The 19,125-nt window shown below is 64.8% G+C and carries 16 protein-coding genes; 8 read left to right on the forward strand and 8 right to left on the reverse strand.

From position 1 onward, the window contains the following. Positions 1–58 precede the first annotated feature (58 nt). The 7 genes from E0501_RS12025 to katG all read left to right on the forward strand — a co-directional run bounded on the left by E0501_RS12025 (position 59) and on the right by katG (position 8,218). On the forward strand, positions 59–868 hold the full coding sequence (locus E0501_RS12025; protein WP_235857831.1) for a GntR family transcriptional regulator: 810 nt from the start codon (positions 59–61) through the stop codon (positions 866–868). Beyond that, positions 865–2,262, forward strand: coding sequence for a 3-isopropylmalate dehydratase large subunit (leuC, locus tag E0501_RS12030; RefSeq protein WP_137701587.1), 1,398 nt, complete (start codon positions 865–867; stop codon positions 2,260–2,262). The genes E0501_RS12025 and leuC overlap by 4 nt, the downstream gene beginning before the upstream one ends. Beyond that, on the forward strand, positions 2,262–2,867 hold the full coding sequence (gene leuD, locus E0501_RS12035) for a 3-isopropylmalate dehydratase small subunit (protein ID WP_137701588.1): 606 nt from the start codon (positions 2,262–2,264) through the stop codon (positions 2,865–2,867). The genes leuC and leuD overlap by 1 nt, the downstream gene beginning before the upstream one ends. Positions 2,868–2,959: 92 nt before the next feature. Continuing rightward, positions 2,960–3,973, forward strand: coding sequence for a TRAP transporter substrate-binding protein DctP (gene dctP / locus E0501_RS12040; RefSeq protein ID WP_137701589.1), 1,014 nt, complete (start codon positions 2,960–2,962; stop codon positions 3,971–3,973). Positions 3,974–4,025: 52 nt separating this feature from the next. After that, the gene (locus tag E0501_RS12045; RefSeq protein WP_137701590.1) at positions 4,026–4,532 is read left to right on the forward strand and encodes a TRAP transporter small permease; all 507 of its coding nucleotides are present in this window, start codon (positions 4,026–4,028) and stop codon (positions 4,530–4,532) included. Continuing rightward, positions 4,532–5,839 (forward strand): TRAP transporter large permease, encoded by a 1,308-nt coding sequence (locus tag E0501_RS12050; protein ID WP_137701591.1) that lies wholly within the window; start codon positions 4,532–4,534, stop codon positions 5,837–5,839. The genes E0501_RS12045 and E0501_RS12050 overlap by 1 nt, the downstream gene beginning before the upstream one ends. Positions 5,840–6,040: 201 nt before the next feature. Beyond that, positions 6,041–8,218, forward strand: coding sequence for a catalase/peroxidase HPI (katG, locus tag E0501_RS12055; RefSeq protein WP_137701592.1), 2,178 nt, complete (start codon positions 6,041–6,043; stop codon positions 8,216–8,218). 87 nt (positions 8,219–8,305) lie between these two features. On the opposite strand, the gene E0501_RS12060 is transcribed toward katG, so the two are convergent. The 8 genes from E0501_RS12060 to E0501_RS12095 all read right to left on the reverse strand — a co-directional run bounded on the left by E0501_RS12060 (position 8,306) and on the right by E0501_RS12095 (position 18,012). Continuing rightward, entirely contained in the window at positions 8,306–9,508 is a 1,203-nt protein-coding gene (locus E0501_RS12060) for a class I SAM-dependent methyltransferase (RefSeq protein ID WP_161594609.1), read from the reverse strand. A 99-nt stretch (positions 9,509–9,607) separates the two neighbouring features. Further along, on the reverse strand, positions 9,608–10,993 hold the full coding sequence (locus E0501_RS12065) for a M20 family metallopeptidase (RefSeq protein ID WP_137701594.1): 1,386 nt from the start codon (positions 10,991–10,993) through the stop codon (positions 9,608–9,610). A 3-nt stretch (positions 10,994–10,996) separates the two neighbouring features. Then, on the reverse strand, positions 10,997–12,580 hold the full coding sequence (locus tag E0501_RS12070) for a gamma-glutamyltransferase (protein ID WP_137701595.1): 1,584 nt from the start codon (positions 12,578–12,580) through the stop codon (positions 10,997–10,999). Positions 12,581–12,584: 4 nt separating this feature from the next. Further along, on the reverse strand, positions 12,585–13,580 hold the full coding sequence (locus tag E0501_RS12075) for an ABC transporter ATP-binding protein (protein WP_205123489.1): 996 nt from the start codon (positions 13,578–13,580) through the stop codon (positions 12,585–12,587). Beyond that, positions 13,577–14,572, reverse strand: a complete 996-nt coding sequence (locus E0501_RS12080; protein ID WP_137701596.1) for an ABC transporter ATP-binding protein — start codon at positions 14,570–14,572, stop codon at positions 13,577–13,579. The genes E0501_RS12075 and E0501_RS12080 overlap by 4 nt, the downstream gene beginning before the upstream one ends. A 3-nt stretch (positions 14,573–14,575) precedes the next feature. Next, complete coding sequence (locus E0501_RS12085) at positions 14,576–15,472, reverse strand: ABC transporter permease (RefSeq protein WP_137701597.1); 897 nt, start codon at positions 15,470–15,472, stop codon at positions 14,576–14,578. 1 nt (position 15,473) lies between these two features. Beyond that, a complete protein-coding gene (locus E0501_RS12090) occupies positions 15,474–16,391 on the reverse strand; it encodes an ABC transporter permease (RefSeq protein ID WP_137701598.1) in 918 nt (305 codons plus the stop codon). Positions 16,392–16,491: 100 nt separating this feature from the next. Further along, positions 16,492–18,012 carry an ABC transporter substrate-binding protein gene (locus E0501_RS12095; RefSeq protein WP_137701599.1) on the reverse strand — a complete coding sequence of 507 codons (1,521 nt, stop codon included), beginning with the start codon at positions 18,010–18,012 and terminating at the stop codon, positions 16,492–16,494. Positions 18,013–18,167: 155 nt separating this feature from the next. Here E0501_RS12095 and E0501_RS12100 point away from each other — a divergent pair, with 155 nt between their 5' ends. Further along, complete coding sequence (locus E0501_RS12100; RefSeq protein ID WP_137701600.1) at positions 18,168–18,953, forward strand: IclR family transcriptional regulator; 786 nt, start codon at positions 18,168–18,170, stop codon at positions 18,951–18,953. The last annotated feature ends 172 nt before the right edge of the window (positions 18,954–19,125 follow it).

Raw genomic sequence — 19,125 nt, forward strand, 5'->3', positions numbered from 1 at the left:
CCTGAAATACGGCCAGAAATCGGCCTGAAACAAGGGGCCAAGACGCGGGGGGAACGGCGTGCGCGCAAAGGACAAGGCAGGACTGCCGGAAGGTGGCAAGGCCCGCAGGGTCTATCTGCTGTTGCGCGATGAAATGGCCAATGGAACCTACCCCGGCGGCAGCCATCTGCCCGGTGAGCAGCGCCTGGCCGAGCAGTTCGGGGTAAGCCGCGTGACGGTGCGCCGGGCGCTGGAGGCGCTGGATGCCGATGGGCTGATCGAGCGGCGCGCGGGCTCGGGCACGGTTGTGCGCGGGGATGGCGCCACGGGCGAGGCGGTCTCGGTCGATTTCACCACGCTGATTCCGCAGCTTGTCGAGATGGGGCAGAGCACCACGGCGCGTTTGCTGTCGTTTTCCTATGGGCCGGCGCCAGAGGCGGTGGCCCGCGCGATGGAACTGGACGGTAGCGCGCGGGTGCAGACGGCCGTGCGCGTGCGGCTGGTCGAGGGACGGCCATTTTCGCACCTGACGACCTATGTGCCCGAAGAGATCGCCGCGAGTTACACCGAGGCGGACCTGGCAACGACGCCGCTGTTTCGGCTGCTTGAGCGGTCGGGCGTGCGGGTGGCGGGGGCGCATCAATCGGTGACGGCGACGCTGGCCTCGCCTGATGTGGCCGAGGCGCTGGATATCTCGGTCAGCTCGCCCTTGCTGTCGCTGAAGCGGGTGGTGCGCGATGCGCAGGGGCGCGGGGTGGAATACCTCTCGGCGCTGTATCGGGCCGATCTGTTCCGTCTGGAAATGGCGCTGAACCGCGTGGGCGCCGAGGGCGAGCGGCACTGGGAGCCGGTGATTGCCACCGATGACCGGCAGGAGGCGGCGGAATGAGCGCGCGAACCTTGCTGGACAAGCTGTGGGATGGGCATGAGATACTGCGCCGGGATGACGGTGCATCCTTGCTGTGGGTGGACCGGCACCTGGTCCACGAGGGATCGCACCACGCCTTTGCCAAGATCGGTGAGCGCGGGCTGCCGGTGGCCCAGCCGGAGCTGACATTTGCCGTGGCCGATCATTATGCGCCGACGCGCGACCGCGATCACCTGGAGGGCGATATCGCCCGGATGATCCGCACGCTGGAGGACAACGCGGCGCGGCATGGGCTGCGTTTGTTCGGGCTGCGCGACCCGCGGCAGGGCATCGTGCATGTGCTGGGCCCCGAGCAGGGGCTGACCTTGCCGGGCCTCTTGGTAAATTGCGGGGACAGCCATACCTCGACCCACGGGGCGCTGGGGGCGCTGGCCTTTGGCATCGGCGCGACCGAGGTGGCGCATGTGCTGGCCACGCAGACGATCTGGCAGCGCCGGCCCAAGCGGATGCGGCTGACGGTGACCGGCACGCTGGGCGAGGGGGTGTCGGCCAAGGACGTGGCGCTGAACTGGATTGCCAAGCTGGGCGCGGACGGGGCGCGGGGCCATGCGATCGAATATGCCGGGCCGGTGGTGCGCGGGCTGTCGATGGAAGGGCGCATGACGCTGTGCAACCTGTCGATCGAGGGCGGCGCGCGGCTGGGACTGGTGGCGCCGGATGAGGTGACGTTCGAGTATGTCAAAGGCCGGCCTTTTGCGCCCGAAGGCGCGGCGCTGGAGCGGGCGATGGAGGACTGGGCGGCGCTGGTGAGCGATGCCGATGCCACGTTCGACCGCGAAGAGGTGATCGACGGTGACGAGATCGCGCCGACGGTGACCTGGGGGACGAGCCCCGAAGAGGCGTTGCCCATCGGCGCGAGCGTGCCCGACCCGGCGAACCTGCCCGAGGGGCGCGCGGCGCGGGCGCGCGAGGCGCTGGACTATATGGGGCTGACCCCGGGCCGGACGCTGGAGGGCACGCCGGTGGACCAGGTGTTTATCGGGTCCTGCACCAATGGCCGGATCGAGGATTTGCGGCTGGCGGCGGCGGTGCTGAAAGGGCGCAAGGCACGTGTGCCGGGGCTGGTTTCGCCCGGTTCGGCGCTGGTGAAGAAGCAGGCCGAGGCCGAAGGTCTGGACCGGATTTTCACCGAGGCCGGGCTGGACTGGGTCGAGGCAGGCTGTTCGATGTGCGTGGGGATGAACGGCGACCTGGTGGCGCCGGGCAAGCGATGCGCGTCGTCCACCAACCGCAATTTCAAGGGCCGGCAGGGGCGCGGCGCGCGCACCCACCTGATGAGCCCGGCAATGGTGGCCGCGGCGGCGGTGACCGGCGCGCTGAGCGATGTGCGGCCGCTGTTGAAGGGGCGGGTGTGATGGCGGGCTGGACGCAACACGAGGGCCGAGCGCTGGCGCTGCCGATGGAAAGCATCGATACCGATCAGCTGATCCCGGCGCGGTTCATGTCGGTGCCCAGGCGCGACGGATACGGGCCCTACCTGCTGCATGATATGCGGTTCGATGAGGACGGGCAGGCGCGGCCCGACATGCCGCTGAACCGTCATCCAGAGGCGAACATCCTGATCGCGCGGCGCAATTTCGGCAGCGGATCGAGCCGCGAGGCGGCGGTTTACGCGCTGGTCGATTACGGCATCCGCGCGGTGATCGCGCCGAGTTTCGGAGACATCTTTGCCGCCAATGCGGTGAATAACGGGCTGCTGCCGGCGCGGGTGCCGGCGGACGTGGTCGAGGAGATGATCGAGGCGCTGGGCGGCGAAACCGCCGATGCGCGGGTCGATCTGGAGGCCGGCACCGTGTCGGTGGGTGGCAGCGCGGCGGCGTTCGAGCTGGACCCGGTCTGGCGGATGAAGCTGATCAACGGCTGGGACGATATCGACATGACGGCGCAGCACGCCAAGGAGATCACCGCGTTTCGCGACGCCCGTCGCGCGGCGCATCCCTGGGCCTGGCCCAGGGGATGAGAGGACTGCGCCCCATCGGGGTGTGGCGATAACCGGGGGCCGGGTGGCCCCCACAACAGGGCGGGGGAATGCCCCCGGAAAAGGAGACTGAGATGAAACATACCGTTCTGGGCGGGATCATTGCCGCCTCGACCCTTATCGGGTCGGTTGCGCAGGCCGAGGACACGATTTCGGCGGTGCACGCGTTTCCCGAAACACTGATCTATACCAAGAGCTTCCTGTCGTTCGTGGACAAGGTGAACGAAGCGGGCAAGGGCGTGGTGCAGATCGAAGTGCGCGGCGGCCCCGAGGCCATCGGCATGTTCCAGCAGCCCGACGCGGTGCGCGACGGGATCGTGGACATGGTTTACACCCCCGGCAGCTTCTACGCCGGTGTGCTGCCTGAAAAGGATGCGCTGGTGGCGTCGAACCTGACCGCGGTGGAAACCCGCGAAAACGGCGGCATCGACCTGATCGACCAGATCCACCAGGAAAAGATGGGTGTGAAATACCTGGGCTGGTTCGACAGCGGCGTGTGCTACAACCTGTGGACCCGTAACGAGCCCGAGTTCGACGAGAACGGCAACCTGAAGGTCGAAGGCCTGAAGCTGCGCGGTAACGCGGTGTATAACGCGTTCTTCACCAACTACCTGGGCGCGCAGGTGATCGACCTGCCGACCGGTGAGGTTTACTCGGCCCTGCAGCGCGGTGTCGTGGACGCGACCGGCTGGACGCAGATCGGCCTGATTGACCTGAAATGGAACGAGTTCCTGAACTACCGGATCGAGCCGTGCTTCTTCTCGACCGACCTGGGCGTGATCGTGAACCTGGAGAAATGGAACAGCCTGAGCGACGACGCGAAGAAGATCCTGCAGGATGTCGCCATCCAGCACGAGAAAGACAGCGTCGCGGCCCTGCGTGGCAAGCGTGATGAGGACTTTGCCGCGCTGGAAGCGGCCGGCATGAAGGTCGTTTCGCTGGAAGGCGAAGCCAAGGCCAACTACCTGGCCGCGGCCCGCGAAAAGACCTGGGAACGCATGAAGAGCGTGATGTCCGAGCAGCCCGGTGGTACCGGCAACTATGACAAGCTGATCGAGCTGTTCTACGACCTGGACGCAGCCAAGTAAGACCCGTGGGCCCGCCCGAGAGGCGGGCCCGCTTTTTCAAGGGGCAGGACGGATGAGCACAGTGATACGGGCCTATACCGCGTTGTTATACGCGATGGCGTTTGTCGCCGGGGCGATGCTGATATGGCTGATGGTTTCGGTGATCGTGTCGGTGCTGATGCGCAACATGGGCCTGCAGCCCTATGCGTGGCTGTTCACCTCGGCCGAATACGGCCTTCTTTACATGACCATGCTGGGCGCGCCGTGGCTGGTACGCGATAAGGGGCATGTGCATATCGAGCTGGTCACCGCGGCCCTGCCCGAAGCCACCCGCCGGGTGGTGAGCCGGGCGGTGGCGCTGGCCTGTGTCGTGGTCTGCGTGATCCTGACCTGGAAGGGGCTGGACCTGTTCCTGACCAATATCGAGCGGTCCGATTACGACGTGCGGGCCTATTACTTTCCCCGCTGGATCCTGACGATTTCGTTCCCGCTGAGCTTTGGCCTGATGGCGGTGGAATTTTCGCGGTTCGTGTTCGGCGATGACCTGATGCACAGCGGCGAAGCGGGGATACACGAATAATGGAATGGTACGAGGCTCTGGCCCTGCTCCTGGGCACGATCGTGGCGCTGATGGCCACGGGCATGCCCGTGGCGCTGGCCTTTCTGGCGGCCAATATCGTGGGCGCCTGGGTGTTCATGGGCGGCGACCGGGGGGTGGCGCAGCTGTTGAATAACGGGCTGGGCGCGCTGACGAAATACGCGCTGATGCCCATTCCGCTGTTCCTGCTGATGGGCGAGATTTTCTTTCACACCGGGCTTGGTGGGCGGATGTTCAACGCCATCGACAAGCTGTTGGGCCGGCTGCCTGGGCGGTTGAGCTATGTCACGGTGCTGGGTGGCACCGCGTTTTCGACGCTGTCGGGCTCGTCCATGGGATCGACGGCGCTTCTGGGCTCGCTCATGGTGCCGGAGATGGGGCGGCGGGGTTACAAGCCGCATATGAGCATTGGGCCCATCCTGGGCACCGGGGGGCTGGCGATCATCATTCCGCCCTCGGCGCTGGCGGTGCTGCTGGCGACGCTGGCGCAGATCGACGTGGCGGCGCTGTTGATCGCGGGGGTGATCCCGGGGCTGATCCTGGCGGGGTTCTACATCGCGACGATCTGGTTGCAGACGCGTCTCGATCCGCAGGCGGCACCGGCCTATGAGGTGGACCCTATGTCGCTGGGCCAGCGGCTGGGCCTGCTGCTGCGCGAGGTGGTGCCGATGGTGGGCGTGATGGTGGTGATCATCGTGCTGATGATCCGCGGTTTCGTCACTCCGTCCGAGGCGGCCGCCTTTGGCGCGCTGGGCGTATTGATCCTGGCCGCCGCGTTCCGCTGCCTGACCTGGGAGGCGATGCGCAAGTCGATCATCGGTGCGCTGCGGGTGACGCTGATGGCGTATCTGATCGTCTTCGGTTCGGCCACGTTCAGCCAGCTTCTGGCGTTTTCCGGCGCGTCACGCGGGCTGGTCAACTGGGCCACCTCGTTCGACCTGGCGCCAATCGCGATGCTGGGGGTGATGTTCGCGGTGCTGCTGCTGTTGGGTATGTTCATGGAGCAGATCTCGATCATGCTGCTGACCGTGCCGATCTTCTTTCCGCTGGCCAACACGCTGGGGTTCGATCCGATCTGGTTCGGCCTGATTATGCTGCTGTCGCTGGAGATCAGTTTCACCACACCGCCTTTCGGGTTGCTTTTGTTCGTGATGAAGGGGGTGGCGCCGCAGGGCACCACGATGCGGCAGATCTATACCTCGGCGTTTCCGTTCATCGGCTGTTCGCTGCTTTTGGTGGTGTTGCTGGTGGTCTTTCCGCAGCTGGCGCTGTGGTTGCCTTCGCTGTGACTTGATAAGGGCAGGTTATCGCCGCGATGAATAAATGCAACTTAATCTAATGGAGCCTATTTGTTAGATTGATTCTAGGAAATCCGGGGGGACTCGCCCGGCCCGATGCGGACAGTTTTGCGCTGGCCCGCAAATTCGTGGCTGGTCGTGGCCTTTCGTTGCGAACGACGACCTTACTGACAGCCATAATGGGAGAGAGACATGGACGGAAATGACATCGGCAAATGCCCGGTCATGCACGGCGCCACGACCTTTGCGACGCGCTCGAACAAGGACTGGTGGCCGAACCAGCTGAACCTGAACATCCTGCGCCAGAACTCGGCCAAGTCCGACCCGATGGGCGCGGATTTCAACTATGCCGAGGAGTTCAAGAAACTGGACCTCAAGGCGCTGAAGCAAGACCTCTACGCGCTGATGACCGACAGCCAGGACTGGTGGCCGGCTGACTATGGCCACTATGGCGGCCTGATGATCCGGATGGCGTGGCACGCGGCGGGCACCTACCGCACGGCAGATGGCCGTGGCGGCGCCGGAACCGGCATGCAGCGTTTTGCGCCGCTCAACAGCTGGCCCGATAACGGCAACCTGGACAAGGCGCGCCGCCTGCTGTGGCCGGTGAAACAGAAATACGGCAACAGGATTTCCTGGGCCGACCTGTTTGTGCTGGCCGGGAACGCAGCGCTGGAATCGATGGGTTTCGAGACCTTCGGCTTTGGCGGCGGCCGCGCCGACGTGTGGGAGCCCGAGGAAGACGTCTATTGGGGTGCTGAATCGGAATGGCTGGCGACCTCGGATGCCGAGGGCAGCCGTTACACCGGCGACCGTGAGCTGGAAAACCCGCTGGCGGCCGTGCAGATGGGCCTGATCTACGTGAACCCGGAAGGCCCGGACGGCAACCCCGACCCGCTGGCCTCGGCTCAGGACATCCGTGAAACCTTTGCCCGGATGGCGATGGACGATTATGAAACCGTGGCGCTGACTGCAGGTGGCCACACCTTCGGCAAGATGCACGGTGCCGGCCCGGCAGATCACGTCGGCCCCGAACCCGAGGCCGCGCCGATCGAGGCGCAGGGTTTTGGCTGGCTGTCGAGCTACAAGTCGGGCAAGGGCCGCGATGCCATCACCTCGGGCCTGGAAGGCGCGTGGACGCCGAACCCGATCCAGTGGGACAACGGCTATTTCGACGTGCTGTTCAAATACGAGTGGGAAAAGGTGAAGAGCCCGGCCGGTGCCTGGGTCTGGACGCCCAAGGACATCCAGGAAGAGGACATGGCGCCCGATCCCGAGGATCCGTCGAAGAAGGTACCGATCTTCATGTCCACCGCGGATATCGCGATGCGCATGGACCCGGCCTATGAAAAGATCTCGCGCCGGTTCCATGAGAACCCGGACGAGTTCGCCGATGCCTTCGCCCGCGCGTGGTTCAAGCTGACCCACCGCGACATGGGCCCGAAAGCGCGCTACCTGGGTAACGAGGTGCCGGCCGAAGACCTGATCTGGCAGGATCCGGTGCCCGCGGGCAAGGCGCTGTCGGATGCCGACGTGGCCGACCTGAAAGCCAAGATCCTGGCGACCGGCCTGACGGTGTCGGAACTGGTACAGACGGCCTGGGCCTCGGCCTCGACCTTCCGCGGTTCGGACATGCGCGGCGGGGCCAACGGCGCCCGCATCCGCCTGGCGCCGCAGAAGGACTGGGACGCCAACCAGCCCGAGCAACTGGCCAAGGTTCTGACCGCGCTGGAAGGCGTTCAGAAGGATCATGGAGCCGTGTCGATGGCCGACCTGATCGTTCTGGGCGGTGCCGCAGCGGTCGAGAAGGCCGCGAAGGATGCCGGTTTCGACGTGACCGTACCGGTCTCGACCGGCCGTGGCGACGCCACCGAGGATCAGACCGACGTGGAAAGCTTTGACGTGCTGGAACCCATCGCCGACGGTTTCCGCAACTACGAGAAGGCGAAATACACCGTCTCGGCCGAGGAGCTGCTGGTCGACAAGGCGCAACTTCTGACGCTGACCGCGCCCGAGATGACGGTGCTGGTGGGTGGCATGCGCGTGCTGGGCGGCAATCACGGCGGCGCGAAACACGGTGTTTTCACCGACCGCGAAGGCCAGCTGACGAACGATTTCTTCGTCAACCTGCTGGACATGTCGACCGAGTGGAAACCCACCTCGGATGACGCCGACACCTTCGAAGGCCGCGACCGCAAGAGCGGCGACGTCAAGTGGACCGCCAGTCGCGTCGACCTTGTCTTTGGCTCGAACTCGCAGCTGCGGGCGCTGGCCGAGGTTTATGGCCAGGCCGATAACGGCGCGAAGTTCGTCAACGATTTCGTCGCTGCCTGGACCAAGGTGATGGAAGCCGACCGCTTCGACGTCTAAGCCGGATGCAGATATCCGGGCGCGCCCGGCGCGCCCGGAGCAAGATCAAGGGCCGCCCCGGAAAAGGGGCGGCCCTTTTTCATGCCTCTATCTGCGTGTGAACACCGCGATCTCGCGGTTGGCAAAGGGCGACTGCCGCGTTTCCATTTCGAAATTGCCCAGATCATCAATGAGCCGTTGCAGCGCAGCGCGCGTGAACACGAAGGTCTGGTCGACCTTCCGGCTGCTGACGCCGATCAGCGGAAGATGATCGAGGCCTTCGGGAATATCGCCAAGACGCCGGAATTTCTTGTCCTGCAGGGTCGGGAATTCGATGATCAGGCGTTCGCGGGTCAACTCGACCGCTTTTGCGAGAAAGGAACTGAAATCGGCGATATGATGCAGCACGTTCAATACGAGCACATCGTCATGCGGGCCGATCTCGTCGGACTTGAGAAAATCGCCGCAGATGAACCGGGCGTCGCTGTGGAGCAGTTCGCCGATGCGCTTGGCTGCATCCAGCCGGCTTTGGCGCAGGTCGATGCCGGTAAGTTGCGTGGCGCCAAAACGTTCATACCAGAACAGCATGTCCCCCATCGCGCAGCCGATATCGAGAACGGAGCGATCACGCAGTGGGGTATCCGCGATCTGGTCGAATGTCTGGCGGCGTGAGCCGTTGGTGTGGGAAAACCGCTGGTGCGATGTGGTCATTTGCCGGGGCAGGAGCACCTCCTGGTATTCCACACCCGGAAAGCCGAGAACGGCATCGATATCTTCCTGTGGCGGCAGCGGGACATGACGGCCGCGCAGGGCGGCGTGAACAAAGCATCGGTCGGTTTGCGGCATCTCATCGGTGCCGTTTGCGTTGAAGAGCACGTCATAGGCGATGTTGTGCGCCTCCAGGACGTCGACAAGCTGTTGGTACAGGGAGAACAGATCGACCTGTTCGAGGATCGAATGCCACATATCGGCAGGATAAGCGGGTGTGCCGGGCCGGGTTTCCTCGATTTCAGTGCGCGCCGTGGCGCGATCGAGCAGGTCGTCGATCGGGGCGACGATGACTGTTGCCTTGTCGATCTCGCCGCGAGCCAGGCATCCTTTCAGAACCTCGTCCTCCAGCAGGTTCCAGGTGATGAGCGGCGCGCCGGACCTGAACCGTTTGGGCGCCAGTAGCAGCAGGTTGTAGTGGAGCACGGCATCGCTGGCTGGGATGTGTCCCCGCTGAAGTTCGTAGGCAAAGACCGCGTCCTGGTGATTTCTTTCGATCCAGGTCGATTTGCCCGAATTGGTGGGCCCCACCACTAGACGCATGTTTCTCTCCGACACAAAGACTGGCCTTTGTGTTTCACAGCGCATCCATGGGGACAAGGCTCTTGCCGGATTGGTGGGCTGGCCATTCGCGGCGACGTCTCAGCCGGGGGTGCCACCTTCGCCGATGTCCCAGAAGAGGCCCGCCATGACGCGCAGCGCGTCGCGGCAGACGGGTTTGAGGACGTGTTCGTTGGGGGCGTGCTGCGAACAGGCGCGGTAGGAATGCGGTATCCAGATCGTCGGTAGGCCAAGGATGCCGGCAAAGGCATCGTTGGGCAGAGAGCCTGCGAGGTTCGGCAGGACATGCGGTGTCTGGCCCGAGGTCTCTTGAAGCGAGGCGCGCACATATTCGACCCAGGGATGATCGGGATCGAGCCGGGTGGCGGCGAAAAAGCCGCGTTCGAAGGGTTCGATCCTGACCCTCTGGAAGCCGTGTTCATCGAGGTGGCGGCGCAGCGACGGCAAAACCGCCTCGGTATCGGTGCCGACGACGAAGCGCAGCTGGCAGGTGGCGCGCGCCGAGGCGGAAATGGCGTTGACCGGGGCCTCGGGGACGCCGCTTTTCATCGCGAGGATGGCAAAGCTGTTCCAGGCATAGGCGCGTTCGGCCGGGGTGAGGCTTTCTTCGCCCCAGTCGAGATCGATCGCGGGGCCTTCGCCGCCTTCGATCGGCAGGTCGCGCAGGGCGGCGCGGACCTTGTCGGTCAGGCTGTCGGGGCGCCATTCGGGGATTTGCAGCTGTCCGCGCGCATCGGTGATGGTGGAAAGCGCCTGCGCCAGGATCATCGCCGGGTCGGCCAGCAGCCCGCCCCAGTTGCCGGAATGGTGCGCGCCTTCGCGCAGGTCGACGGAAAGATCGAAGGTGATGCCCCCGCGCGAGCCCATGAACATGGTGGGCGTTTCAGGCTGAAGGCGGGGGCCGTCGGAGGCGATGAGCACGTCGGCCGAGAGCCTGTCCTGGTGCGCCGCAAAGAATTCGGACAGGCCGGGCGAGCCGGTCTCCTCGCTCATTTCCAGCACGATACGGGTGTTGAAACCCAGTTTGCCGCGGGTTTCGAGCACGGATTCCAGCGCGGCGAGGTTGATGAGGTGCTGGCCCTTGTTGTCGGCGCTGCCGCGGCCATAGAGGCGGTCGCCTTCCTCGATCAGCTTGAAGGGTTCGAGCCCTTCGCGCCACATGCCGTGCTGCGCGCGGATCACGTCACCGTGGCCATAGGTGAGGATGGTGGGCAGGTCGTCGCCTTCATGCCGTTCGCCCACAAGGAAGGGGCCACCGCCGGGCACGGGGTTGTCGAACAGCTCGGTCGTGAAGCCCAGACGTTCCAGCCGGGGTTGCATCGCCTCGACCAGGTAGCGGCGCAGCTCGGGGGCGGCGTCGGGGTTCTGGCTTTCACTGGGATAGGCGACGAGATCGGCCAGATCGCTCTGGAACTGGCCCTTGTCGAAATAGCGGGTGACGGCGTCGATGGCGGATTGGCGGGACATGGCTCAGGCCTCGTGCGGTTCGGAGATGGCATCGCCCCAGGGCGACATGATTTCAGTGCAGCCGGAATTGAGCCCCTTGCGGCGCATGACGCCGGCCGGGCAGGCGAAGGCGTAGGGAAAGACGGCACGGCGCGCGGTGCGCACCTCATGCTCAACCCCGAGCGCGGCGACGGTTTCGGCGGGCAGGGTTTCATCGGCCACGACAAGCGGACCGCCCGAGACGTCGATCCGCGGATGGTGAAACGCCTGGCCCACGTCCATGCCGAAATCGGCGACAAAGGCCGAGAGCTGGGCCACGGCCGAGACGATCTTGCGCCCGCCGCTGGCGCCGAAGGCGAACATCGTGTCGCCCGGGGCCTTGCCGATGACGGGGCAGACATTCATCAGGCAGCGTTTGCCCGCGCCCAGCGAATTGGGCCGGCCCTGGACCGGGTCGAACCACATGATGCCGTTGTTCATCAGGAAGCCGGTCGAGCGCGAGACGACGCGCGACCCAAAGAGCGAGAGCAGCGTCTGGGTTTGCGAGACCATGTTGCCGTGCCGGTCGACGACCGAGAAATGCGTGGTGCAGCCGGGGGCGGCGGGGTGTTCGGCGTTGTCGCCCATGGTGGACAGGCGGGTTTCGTAGGCGCCCTTGAGCCCACGGGCATAGGCGGCAAAGGCGGTGCCATCGGGTGCCGTGCCGGCAAGCCCCGTTTCGGCGGCGATGGTCAGCGCCTCTTGCAGGGTGGGGCCGGCGGTGAGACCGGGGACCGCATGCATCTGCGTGCCGCGATAATCGAAGCTGAGCGCGGGGGCGAACTCGGCCCGGTAGGCGCGCAGATCGTCCTGCGACAGGCGGCTGCCCTTGGCCTGCATGTCGGCGGCCAGTGCGGCTCCTAGATCGCCATCGTAAAGCGCGCGGGCGCCATCGCGGGCGATCTGATCGAGGCTGTCGGCCATTTTCGACTGGTCGAGCCGTTTTTCGGCCAGCGAGGTCCAGGCGCCGATCGTGGGCCATTGGCCGTCTTCGAGGAAGAGCGCGGCGGCGTCGGGATCCTTGGCCAGTTCGCGGGTGCACGACGCGATGATGAGCGCGGCATACCAATCGACCAGCATGCCCTGGCGGGCATGGGCGATGGCGGGGGCCAGGAGCTCGGCCCAGGGCATCCGGCCCCAGCGGTCATGCGCCTGGCCCAGCCCGTCGACCACGCCGGGCACGGCGACGGCGGTGGCGCCCTGAACGTTGCGGTTTTCGACGACTTCTTCCCAGGGGAAGAGATCACCGGCCACGCCACGGCCCGAGAGCGGGTAATCGGCGATATCCAGCGCGGCAGGCGCGCGCATGCCGTGGTTGAGGGCGATGGCGTCGCCCTTGTCGGCGCGCCAAAGCATCATGGCGCCGCCGCCCGCCGGGCCGCTCATCCAGGGTTCGAGAACGCCGAGCACGAAGGAGGTGGCCACCGCCGCATCGACGGCATCGCCGCCGGCGGCCAGAACCTCGGCGCCGGCCTGCGCGGCCAGGCTGTGCTGGGCCGCGACAACGCCGCCCTTGGTTTCGATCACCGTCTTGGTGACGGTCTGGGTGCGGGAGAGAGACGCGCTCATGAGCTTATCCTTGGAACATCTCGGTTTCGGGATCGTAGAGGTGGCATTCAACATGCCCGTCACTGGTCGGGATAGGGCGCGGCGCGGTGGCGGCGCAGAATTCGGTGGCCGAGGCGCAGCGCGGATGGAAGGCGCAGCCCGAAGGCGGATCGATCGGGTTCGGATAGGCGGCGCCAAGATGGGTGTCGGGAACGCCGAGGCCCGGCTCGGGCGTGAGCACCGAGTCGAGCAGCGCGCCGGAATAGGGGTGGCGTGCGGTCTCGAAAAGCGCGCCGGTTTCGGCCTCTTCCACGATCCGGCCGAGATACATGACGGCCACGCGGGTGGCCAAATGTTCGACCACGGCGAGGTTGTGGGAAATGAAGAGATAGGTCAGCCCAAATTCGCGCCGAAGCTCGCCCAGGAGGTTGAGGATCTGGGATTGCACCGAGACATCCAGCGCCGAGGTGGGCTCGTCACAGATGACGATCTCGGGTTTCATGATCAGGGCGCGGGCGATGGCGACGCGCTGGCGCTGACCGCCCGACATCTGGCTGGGATAGGTGTTCATCACCCGGGCGGGCAGGCCCACCACATCGAGGATGTCGCGCACCGCCTGCATCTGGCTGGCCCGGTCGCCGATGCCATGCACCCGCAGCGGCAGCGAGATGATGTCGGCGATGGATTTGCGCGGGTTGAGCGAGCTGTAGGGATCCTGGAAAATCGGCTGGATGCGGCGGGCGAGCTTCAGCCGGTCCTGGCCGCCGAGCGCCTCGCCATCGACGAGAACCTGGCCGCTGGTGGGCGCTTCGAGCCCCAGAAGGATCTTGGCCAGCGTGGATTTCCCGCAGCCGGATTCGCCGACAAGGCCCAGCACCTCGCCCCGCCCGAGTGTCAGGGTCACGTCGTTGACGGCGGTCAACGGCTTGCGCACGCCCATCAGGCCCTGCTTGACGGTATAGACCTTGGAGACGCCGCGCAGTTCGAGAACCGGGGTGTCGGGGGGTGACATTGCATTCATGCCGGGGCCTCCTCTTCCGTGCGCCGGCCCTGGGGATGCACGCAACGGAACATGTGGCCGTCCTCCTCGCGCCTGGGGATATCGCCGCGGCAGGCGTCAACGGCGTGTTCGCAGCGGGTGCGGAAGGCGCAACCGCTGATATCTCCGATCAGCGAGGGCACGATGCCGGGAATGGTGCCCAGCGTCGAGCCGCGTTCGGTCTTGCCGGGCAGCGGGATGCAGCGCAGAAGGCCACGGGTATAGGGATGGGTGGGGGCGTTGAAGATTGCCCCGGCCGTGCCGGTTTCGACCAGTTCGCCGGCATACATCACCGCCACCTTGTCGGCGACGCGGGCAACCACGCCAAGGTCATGTGTGATGAGGATCATCGCCATGTCCATTTCGCGCACGAGATCGACCAAGAGGCGCAGGATCTGCGCCTGGATCGTCACATCGAGCGCGGTGGTGGGTTCGTCGGCGATGATGAGTTCCGGCCCGCACATCAGCGCCATGGCGATCATCACCCGTTGCCGTAATCCGCCCGAGAGCTGGTGCGGGTATTGGCCAAGGCGGCTGGCCGCCGAGGTGATGCCGACCTTTTCCAGAAGTTCGACGGCACGGTCGCGGGCGGCTTCGCGCGAGACGTTCCTGTGCAGCAGCAGCGCTTCGGTCAGCTGGTCGCCGATCGTGTAGGCGGGGTTGAGCGAGGTCATCGGTTCCTGGAAGATCATCGACATGCGCGCACCGCGCAGCGAGCGCATCTTGCGTCGGCTGGCGCGGGTCAGGTCGACCCCGTCGAAATCCATCCGGTCGGCGCGGCGGTCGATCTGTTTGCCCAGGAGGCCCATGACCGCCAGCGAGGTGAGTGATTTGCCCGAGCCGGATTCACCGACTATCGAGAGAACCTCGCCGCGCTGCAGGTCGAAATCGATGCCGCGCACGGCGTGCAGCGTGCCGCCGCCGACGGGGATGTCGATGCTGAGATTGCGGACGGAAAGAAGCGGATCGGCCATCGGTCAGTTCCTGTTTTCCGGGGCGGTGACATCGCGCAGCCCGTCACCCATCAGGTTGATCGCCAGCACCAGCAGGAAGAGCACCGCGCCGGGGATCAGCACCAGCCAGGGCTCAAAGAGCATCATGTTCTTGCCTTCGCTGACCATCAGGCCCCAGCTGGGCGTGGGCGGTTGCACGCCAAGGCCGAGGAAGCTGAGCGCCGCTTCGAGCAGGATGGCGTGGGCCATTTCCAGCGTGACGACAACGATCAGGTTGTTGACGATGTTGGGCATGATCTCGGTCAGCAGGATGCGGGGCGTCGAGGCGCCGATGGCCTGGGCCGCGGCGACGTATTCGCGCCGGCGCACCTGCAGCGTGGAGGCGCGCATGACCACGGCAAAGCGATCCCAGAGCAACAGGCCAAGCACGACGATCACCACGGTAAGGGAGCCGCCGAGGATGGCGACGACGGCGAGTGCCACCAGCACCACCGGCATGGCCAGCCGCACGTTGATGAGGAAGGTCACCACCGCGTCGACCTTGCCGCCGAAATAGCCGGCAGCCACGCCCATGGCGGTGCCGATCACGCCCGAGATGACGGCAGCGATGACGCCGATCATGAGCGAGACGCGCGCGCCGTAGATGAGGCGCGAGAGGTAATCGCGGCCGAGGTGATCGGTGCCGAGCGGGTGTTCCCAGGTACCGCCGAGAAAGACCGGCGGCTGCATCCGGTCCATCAAGCTCTGGGCATAGGGATCATGCGGGGCAAGCAGCGGGGCGAGCAGCGCGATGATCGCAAGGATCGCAACGACGATGGCGCCGATGAGAAGGCCCTGGTGGCCGAAGACACGCTTGCGCAGGAGCTGGCCGGGCGTGGGGCCGGTGATTTCCTGCAGGAGGGGGTCTGTCATATCGGTCATGTCAGCTGCTCCTCATGCGCGGATCGAGCCAGGCGTTCAGCACATCGGCGAGAAAGGTGAAGACGATGTAGAACATCGAGAAGATCAGGATCAGCGCCTGCACGGTGGGCAGATCGTTGCGCCCGATGCTTTCCCAGGCGAGGAAGCCCGCGCCGTGCAGCGCGAAGATCGATTCCACCACGATCGAACCGCCCAGCATGAAGCCCATCTGCACGGCGGCGAGCGACACCACCGGGATGATCGCGTTGCGCAGGGCGTGCTTGAACATCACCCGCATTTCGGGGGCGCCCTTGGCCCGGGCGGTGCGGATGTAGTCGGAGTTCAGCACTTCGAGCATGCCGGCACGCGTCAGCCGCATGATGGCGGGCATGGCGTAATAGCCCAGGACGATGGTGGGCATGACGAAATGCCGCCAAGTCGAAGCGCCCGAGGGCGGCAGCCAGCCAAGTTGAATTGCGAAGACCACGATCAGGATGAGCCCGAACCAGAAGCTGGGCATCGCCTGGCCGGCAACCGACAGGAAGAGCGCGACCCGGTCAATGAGCGAGTTGGGCCGGATCGCTGCGGCAACGCCCAAGGGTACGGCCGTAAGAAGCGCAAAGCTGATACCGCAGACGCCGAGGAGCATGGTGACCGAAAGCCGTTCGGCGATCAGCGACGCCACCGGCAACTTGAAATAGTAGCTTTCGCCGAAATCGCCCTGCAGCGCGGAGAAGAGCCAGTCGCCATACTGCACCAGCATCGGGCGGTCGAAGCCGTATAGCTTGCGCAGGGCCTCGATGTCTTCGCCCGAGGCGGTTTCGCCCGCCAGGGCGGCGGCGGGATCGCCGGACAGGAAAAGTAGCGAGAAGCTGATGAACGAGACGGTGAAGGCCACGAGAATGGCCAGCCCGAGACGTTTCAGGATGAATTGCAGCATGGCGTTTCCTTGGCCCGGGCAGGCGCCGGGACGTCAGGTAGAAGTGACGAGGGGCACGGATGCGCCCCGCGGCGCCGGAGCGCCGCGGGGCGGGACGCGATCAGTTCCACGTCATGGTGGTGAAGCGCAGAACCTCGTCAGGGGTGGGCGAGTAGTTCACGCTCGTCTTGAACACGTAGTTGGTGTTGTAGCTGAAGAGCGGTGCCCAGAAGGCCTGATCGGTGATGCGCTTCAGGGCCTTGCCGTAGTTTTCGATCCGGACATCGGGATCCGTCGCGCTGTCGGCGATGTTGAGATATTCGAGAACCTCGTCATCGCGGGTGTCGTCCAGCGAGCCGTGCTTGAAGAACTGGCTGACCATGGCCGAGGCATCGTTGATCGAGTAGCTGCCCCAGGTCAGGAAGGCCAGCGGCACTTCGCCTTTCATGTTGAGCTCGCGCAGGGCCGAGTATTGCAGCATCTTGAAGTCGGTCTTGATGCCGACCGCGTTCAGGTAGGAGGCCAGGGCCTCGGCATAGTCGCGGTTGCGGTAGGCGTAGAACTCGGTCGTGAAGCCATCGGGATAGCCAGCCTCGGCCAGAAGCGCCTTGGCTTTCTCGGGGTCGTATTCATAGGAGGTGACATCCTGCACGCAGCCGAACTGGCTGGGGAAGCAGGGCGTGTTGATCACCTTGGACGAGCCCTTGAGCAGGCTGTCGACGATCGCCTGGCGGTCGATGGCGTGGTTGATCGCACGGCGCACGCGCAGGTCCTGGAACGGGTTCGGGTCCATGCTGGAGCGGCCGGCCGCATCCATCGTGATATAGCCCACCCGCATGGTGGATTCGTTGGCGACGGTGAACTGATCCATGGATTTCAGTTTCTCGGACTGGTCCGCCGGCACCTGCCAGATCAGATCGAGCGTGCCCGAGAACAGTTCGGCGATCTGGGTGTTCACGTCGGGCACGGTGCGGATGTCGATCGTCTTGATCGTCGGCTGGCCTTTGGGGCTGTCATGGTAGTTTTCGTTCTTTTCCAGCACGAAATGCTGGCCGGGCACGACCGAGACCACCTTGTAGGGGCCGGTGCCCACGGGTTTGAGACCCATGCCCGAGGCGCCTGCCTCGGCGTAGTATTCGTTGGGATACATCGACACCGGGCCGGACAGGAATTCGATGGCGGCCGGGAACTTGTCCTTGAGGTGGATGCGGACGGTGTAATCGTCGATCTTCTCGGCCGATTTCATCCAGTTGACGTTGCGCTGGGTTTTCACGCCGTTGGCTTCGTCGGCGACGAAGTTGACGGTAAAGACCACATCATCGGCGTTGAAGGCTTCACCATTGTGGAAGGTGACGCCTTCGCGCAGCTTGAATTCCAGCGTGGTGTCGTCGATCCATTCCCAAGAAGTGGCGAGGTTGCCCTTGTATTCGTTGGTCACCGGATCGCGGTAGATCAGGCCATCCCAGACCGCGCGCTGAAGCACAACGCCTTCGCGGGACGAGTTGAAATAGCTGTCGACATTCTCAAGCTCCTTGGTGAAGGCGACGTTGAGCTTGTCCTCGGCCTTGTCGGCCAGCGCGGGCAGGCCCGCGGTGGCGAATGCCACGGCGGTGATTGCGGTTGTGAGTGACAGTTTTTTCATGAGTACCCCCTTGGTTGGACCCGGCGGCGGCCGGGCGGCTGTTTCAGTTTTTGGAGCCAGAAGTATTACATAGTAATACGAAGGCGCATTATTTAATATTGTAATCGCGCGGGGCGTGATTCGGTCAACAGTTTTCAGGCAAGCGGGAGGGGGCATTGGACGACCGCACAAAGACAAAGCAGAACACGCTTTACGTGGCTTCGCTGGCCAAGGGCCTTCGGCTGTTGCGGACCTTCGATGAAACGCATAGCGAGTTGTCGCTGGCCGAGCTTGCCGCCCGGTCCGGGCTGGACAAGAGTGCGGCGCAACGGCTGGCCAACACGCTGCATCTGGAAGGGATGCTGGACAAGGACGCGACCACGCGCCGGTATCGGCCATCGCACGCCTGGCTGGAAATGGCCTATGCCTATTACTGGTCGGATCCGCTGGTGGCGCAGGCGATGCCGAAACTGATCGAGCTTTCGCAGCAAATCGGTGAAACCGTGAACCTGGCCGAGCTGTCGGGTGATCACATCATTTATGTCACCCGGCTGCCGTGCAAACGCTCAAGCTTTGCCGCGACGGTGGTCGGGCGGCGGGTGCCGGCGCTTCTTACCACGTCGGGGCGGGCGATCCTGTCGAGCTTTCCGGCCGAGGAGCGCGCGGCGGCACTGCGCAACTGGCCGGTGCGCGGCTACACGCCGCATACGACGGTGGATCGCGGGGAACTCTTCCAAGCAGTGGAGACGGCTTTGACGGACGGCTACGCGATTGCGCATAACCAGCTTCTGCCAAACGAAACGGCAGTTGCCTGCCCGGTCCTGAGTCCCGAAGGCCGTGCGTTTTCGGCGGTTCAGGTTTCGGTTTCGTCGTTGCAGTGGAGCGAGGCGCGGATCAAGGCGGAAATCCTGCCGGTGCTTCAGGACACGGCGCATGGATTGATGGGCAAGATGAAACGCTAGCTATTCCTGAGCACGGTGGAGAAAAAGGGCGTAACGGTCATCACCGACCAGAGCGGACGCCCGGTGCGCTATCGGACGGTTGCTGAGGAAATGCGCAAGGTTAAGGCGACGATGCAGAACCCCGAGGCGGCGAATTATGTCACCCACGGGCTGCGCAAGAACGCGACAATCG

The sequence above is a fragment of the Marimonas lutisalis genome (assembly GCF_005434965.1).
Lineage (GTDB): Bacteria > Pseudomonadota > Alphaproteobacteria > Rhodobacterales > Rhodobacteraceae > Marimonas_A > Marimonas_A lutisalis.